This window comes from Paenibacillus sp. N119s, from assembly GCF_059447605.1.
In genome coordinates, this window is record NZ_JCAJRU010000280.1 from 1 (window position 1) to 5755 (window position 5755).

A 5755-nucleotide genomic window follows, 5' to 3' on the forward strand; every position below is an offset into this window, starting at 1 on the left:
TGTATTAGGCACGCCGCCAGCGTTCGTCCTGAGCCAGGATCAAACTCTCCATTAAAGACCAACCGAAGCTGGTTTATCGAAAGAGCGATTAGCTCATTTGAAACTGACGAGATAAAATATCTCATGTTTGATTTTGCGAACAAAATCAGTTTACTCACTCGTTGTTCAGTTTTCAAAGATCAAACTTTCTTCTTCGCCGCGTTTTTCAGCAGCTATAAGATCATATCATGTTCGTTTCAAAAATGCAAGGGTTATTTTTTCTTCTTTCTTACAAAGATTATTTCGCCCTATTTATCATCTTATGAAACGGCTGTTTTGTTGTCAGCTCAATTAATATACCATTTTGTTTTGTTGATTACAACATGAAAATAATCCCAATTAATAATAAATAATCGATTTGCAAATACCGGTTCTACTATATATGTACATCAACGAATTTGTTTTTCTTCATTATAATTCACACGAGTATTTAAACAGATCTATTGCATCTAAAAAATGCTTTTCATGCTTAGTGGCTTGATGACATTGCGGACGTCTAGAGTGGGCGATCAATAATGTAGGCGTTGCTTTAGAGTAAGCACCATAACTGAGTCAGAAAATGACCTTGTTTTTGAATACCACGAAAACCTTCATGTGTTTTGGAGCACGAAAAGTAAAATCCAGCAATTGTTTAAAAATGGCGGAGGATCAGCACCAGAAAATTCTTTTATAGAATGAACGTAACAAAAAGGGGTTGCCCCTCTGGACACCCCTTTTTCTGTAATATGCCTAACTCTCTTTATTTGCTCATCTGTAAACTACTATTGGATGCTGCTTTTATTGCTGCGTCAAAATAATTGGACCGTCTGCTGTAATTGCCAACGTATGCTCATATTGTGCCGACAAACCGCCGTCCAACGTACGTGCGGTCCAGCCGTCCGCATCAATTTTACTGCGGTATGTGCCTGTGTTGAGCATCGGCTCAATTGTAATGACCATACCCTCTTTCAAGCGTGGTCCACGGTGTGGAGGTCCGTAATGCGGAACCTGCGGTTGCTCATGCATTTCTTCCCCGATGCCATGCCCAATAAATTCGCGTACGACTGAGAACCCTTCGGCTTCCGCGTAAGTTTGGATTGCATGGGAAATATCGCCGATCCGATTACCAACAACGGCTTGCTCAATTCCTTTATACAAAGACTCTTTGGTAACGTCCAACAGCTTTTGTGCCTGCTCAGACACATTCCCTACCGCATACGACCAAGCAGAATCTGCCAGCCAGCCATTCAAGTTCACAACCATGTCGATCGTCACGATGTCGCCGTCCTTCAACGGTGTTTTGTTCGGAAAGCCGTGGCAAATTACATCATTAGGTGAACCACAAGTTGCAAACTGGTAGCCGTTATAGCCCTTTTGCTCCGGTGTTGCACCATGCTTCTTCATAAATGATTCCGCAAAGGCGTCAATTTCCAGTGTCGTAATACCTGGCTTAATCATTTTGGCAATTTCCCGGTGGCAGGCAGCCAAAATTTCGCCAGCCTTTTTCATATTTTCAATTTGTTCTTTGGTTTTAATGATAATCATTAAACGTTCTCCTTCTTATCCGTGTTCGTTCCACTTTTCACTGTTTCTTTTTCTGCTTCTATTGTAACGCTAAAAGCAGTGAAATGGAACCGATGTCAATTGATACCGTTTACAAGGGACTAAACGGGTTATATAATACTCCATAATTTTTATACAAGTATGCAAAATTATTTGCAGGATAGGAGTATTCTATGAAATATCCAACAACCTGGTTACAGGGAGCATCACTCGGAGAAAGGATTACTTGTGAGCTCCGGCTTCAGATTATACGCGGTGTGCAGACGCCCGGCACTGTTCTATCTGAAAATCAGATTGCTGCTGATTTTGGTACCAGTCGTTCTCCTGTGCGTGAAGCCATGAAAGTACTCTCGGGCGAAGGACTTATCCGCTTGGAGCGTATGGGGGCGGTTGTGATCGGCATGACACCCGCTGATATGGAGGAGCTATTCGACGTACGAATGCTGATCGAGCATTTTGTTGTTCAAAGGTATGTACATAAGGATAACACCATATTGGTAACCACTTTAAATCAGATGATCGACAAAATGGAAGTCGCTCTCAAGCACAAGGATATCGCTGAGTTTTCTCTTCAAGATTTTAATTTTCATGAAGCTCTGGTTCTGGAAGCAGGCCATACCCGTATTCTCCATACCTGGAATGGCATGAGACAGTTGATCCTAACGGTTATGCTGGCTGCGACCGAACAACGATTTGCGTCCAACATCGAAGAATCTCAAGTCACGATTCACAAGCACCGCACCTTCGCAAATGCTTTGAAACAAGGGAATGATCAAGAGTTATCCCGACTCATTGAGGAACATTATCGGGACACTCGCAACGCTGTTAACGATAGCGTATTATCCTCCTATAGAAAGACATGATCCTAGCCGGAACATACCTGACAAAGGCCAAATGTATCGCGTCCTTTATGGGGCCAGTCCCTGCGCACTCCAACTGACGCGGTTCTCTTTTTAGACTAGATTGTCGACAAGTATACATTTATCTATACATATTATTGCCTTCATTCTTTTGAATGTTATGAACCATCCTCTCCCTGATCGCATTCGGTTTGATTATGCTGCTGAATGTGTTAATTTAACGATAATAGCTAATAAGGTAAGTGAGGGGGAGATTGAACATGACCAACACCCGATATATGATCGGCGTCGATATCGGCACGACCAGTACCAAGGCAGTGCTTTTCGAAGAAAGCGGCAATATTGCTGCGCAGCATCATGTGGGATATCCACTCCATACACCTGAGCCGGATGCGGCAGAACAGGACCCTGAAGATATTTTTAAAGCTGTCGTAACGACAGTGCAAGAGGTCATGACACAAAGCGGAGTACCCGCCGAACATGTACTGTTCGTCTCCTTCAGTTCGGCTATGCACAGCGTTCTGGCGGTGGACAAGAACGGTAAGCCACTGACTGCCTCCATCACTTGGGCAGATAACCGTAGTGCCAAATGGGCTGAAGCGCTCAAGCATAAATACAACGGACACGATATTTATTTGCGCACTGGAACACCCATTCATCCTATGTCACCACTGACGAAATTAATGTGGATTACACGGGATTTACCGGATGTTGCAGCCCAGACGTACAAATTTATTTCCATAAAAGAATACGTCTTTGCCCGTTTATTCCACCAATATGTCGTGGATCATTCGATCGCCTCCGCTACCGGACTCATGAATTTGAAGCAGCTGGATTGGGACGAGGAAGCGCTCATCATTGCAGGGGTGAGGAAGGAGCAGCTGTCTGAGTTGGTGCCGACAACTCATGTGCTAAAAGGACTGGATGCGACCTATGCACATGACATGGGCTTATTGGAGACGACCCCTTTTGTGATCGGAGCCAGCGACGGTGTCTTGTCCAACCTCGGCGTGAATGCGATCAAGCCTGGAGTTGTCGCTGTTACCATCGGCACCAGCGGAGCCATCCGGACTGTAGTTGATAAGCCTCTCACCGATGATAAAGGTCGCTTTTTCTGTTACGCCCTGACCGAAAAGCTGTGGGTTATCGGCGGCCCGGTAAACAATGGCGGTATCGTGTTCCGCTGGATACGGGATGAATTTGCAGCCTCTGAGGTGGAAACTGCCAAACGCTTAGGAATTGATCCGTATCATGTACTGACCCAAATCGCGGAACAAGTGCGTCCCGGCTCGGACGGTCTGCTTTTCCTTCCGTATTTATCCGGCGAACGCGCTCCTCTGTGGGACCCTAATGCGCGCGGCTCCTTTTTCGGCCTGTCCCTCCGCCACAAAAAAGAGCATATGATTCGTGCCGCACTGGAGGGCGTACTGTTCAATCTATACACAGTCATGCTCGCCATGGAGGAGGTCATCGACAGACCGTCAGTCATTCACGCCACGGGTGGGTTTGCACGCTCCGAGCTATGGAGGCAGCTCATGGCGGATATTTTTGATCAAGAAGTCATTATTCCAGAAAGTCTGGAAAGCTCATGCCTGGGTGCAGCTATTCTAGGCTTGTATGCGTTGGGGCAAATTGACTCGCTAGATGCAGTATCTGGTATGATCGGCACCACTCATCAGCATAAACCTGCGCCAGAGCATGTAGATATCTATCGCGATTTACTGCCGATCTATATTCGTATTTCGCGTAAATTTGAAGAAGAGTTCAAGGATATTGCAGAATTTCAGGCCAAGTCCCTACAGTCTTGAGTTACAAGAATAAACATCGTTATTACACCAATTCCTATCCACACCACAGAAAACAGTGACGAAATATAATGTTAAACCAAGCAGCGAAGCCATAGGCTCCTTAAACTTATAAAGCGAAGACCCATCTCATCAGGGTCTTCGCTTTATTATTGTGCGCCCTTCGTCATGTAGAGCAACATCAGTGTATTTCACAGGAAATCGGCTATGACCGAAATTATAGAAACAGGGTTTTGGAGATAATCACCAGCAATATAAATAGTACCAGAATCGCTCCTACAGATGTCCAGGCTCCCATACCGTGACCCCAACCGCCTACGCCACTCATGTGCAGCACTCCTTTCGCTCATTTACAGAATCATTGTATGTAGACCTGGTCTAATGTGTAAGGGGGCATTCCCCCATTTTTGCGGCGAATGCCTGTTTATTTTGGGGACTAGCATTATGTATTAACCTCTCCACTGTTGCTTTCCTCATCATCAATACTGCACAATTCCCAAGGAATCCACTCGGCTAGCCATACTTCATGCCCTGCATAATAAAAGGCGATCCCCTCTTCTCTTGCTTTAATCGTGTTTACCTTGAGCATGGCCAATTCACCTCTTCGGCTCCCTGCCAATGCTGCAAAATTAGTGCTTTCAGATAAATGTACATACTGTCTGCCAACAGGATCTAAACCATCTGCCATAATAAATGGCAATGCTTGCTTATTCGTACCATGGTATAGTACATCTGGTGGATTCCCGGGAGTATACTCTATCTTTTGATAGCTATGTCCATATCTAGCTCTGATTCTACCGTTATGGATTTCAAAACGCTGCTTATCTGAATTGCGTACGATCCGCTCAATATCAGTCTGCTTTACACCTGACCAGCCTGGCAAGCTTTGAATGATTTGAAGTAAGTGTTCTACAGTACAGGAGCCATCTGTAATGTCTAACTTAAGCCCGGATTCCTCGGGCTTGTGTCGCAGCATTTTGCTCATTATTTTACTTAGCTTCATATCTTCCTTTTGTTTCTTCATCGAGTTTCTCCTACCTTTAACAAAAGAGTTTCATCTTTTTATTTGAATGTATTCTTCTAAATGATGTTAAATACATTCTCGTCATGATCTTGATAATTCTGAACGACCGCTTCTGATTGTTTTTTACTGTGATTTCGAAGAATACACCATTGAACCTTGTAGATTTAAAAGATATTTCTACATAAAATTAAGGATTCCTCTTATCTCTTCTTTATACTTTTCCATATTAAATCAGGAATTATTAATCTTCGAAGTAAGTCAGACCCCAACGCCTCGTGCCTCAAAGCGAACAAACACAATACGCTAAAAGACCATCAGAACCAAAAAGAGCTGATGGTCTTTTAGACAAAATAATGATCGCTATGCCTCTCTACGGCTACGCGGTGTCAGACCGAGCCAGGACAGCAGCGAACTGCGCGATTTACGTTGTCGGCCCTGGTAGGTACGTAAATTGGTAATTAACTGTCGATCCCTTTCTTCTTCGA

The 5755-nt window shown here is 44.3% G+C and carries 5 protein-coding genes and 1 pseudogene; 2 read left to right on the forward strand and 4 right to left on the reverse strand.

Going from position 1 to position 5755, the window contains the following annotated elements:
* Positions 1–816: 816 nt before the first annotated feature.
* A complete protein-coding gene (gene map / locus AC5V8P_RS22675) occupies positions 817–1563 on the reverse strand; it encodes a type I methionyl aminopeptidase (protein WP_013369117.1) in 747 nt (248 codons plus the stop codon).
* A gap of 191 nt (positions 1564–1754) precedes the next feature.
* Between map and AC5V8P_RS22680 the strand changes: the two genes are divergently transcribed.
* Complete coding sequence (locus AC5V8P_RS22680) at positions 1755–2444, forward strand: GntR family transcriptional regulator (RefSeq protein ID WP_063213895.1); 690 nt, start codon at positions 1755–1757, stop codon at positions 2442–2444.
* 257 nt (positions 2445–2701) lie between these two features.
* Positions 2702–4249, forward strand: coding sequence for a gluconokinase (gntK, locus tag AC5V8P_RS22685; protein ID WP_064796917.1), 1548 nt, complete (start codon positions 2702–2704; stop codon positions 4247–4249).
* A gap of 214 nt (positions 4250–4463) precedes the next feature.
* On the opposite strand, the gene AC5V8P_RS22690 is transcribed toward gntK, so the two are convergent.
* From AC5V8P_RS22690 to AC5V8P_RS22700, 3 genes and pseudogenes are all read right to left on the reverse strand, one after another.
* Positions 4464–4574 (reverse strand): YjcZ family sporulation protein, encoded by a 111-nt coding sequence (locus AC5V8P_RS22690; protein ID WP_208738441.1) that lies wholly within the window; start codon positions 4572–4574, stop codon positions 4464–4466.
* Between the two features lie 114 nt (positions 4575–4688).
* Complete coding sequence (locus AC5V8P_RS22695) at positions 4689–5270, reverse strand: RNA 2'-phosphotransferase (protein WP_064796916.1); 582 nt, start codon at positions 5268–5270, stop codon at positions 4689–4691.
* A gap of 360 nt (positions 5271–5630) precedes the next feature.
* Positions 5631–5755: pseudogene (locus tag AC5V8P_RS22700) on the reverse strand (MerR family transcriptional regulator); the annotation flags it as partial.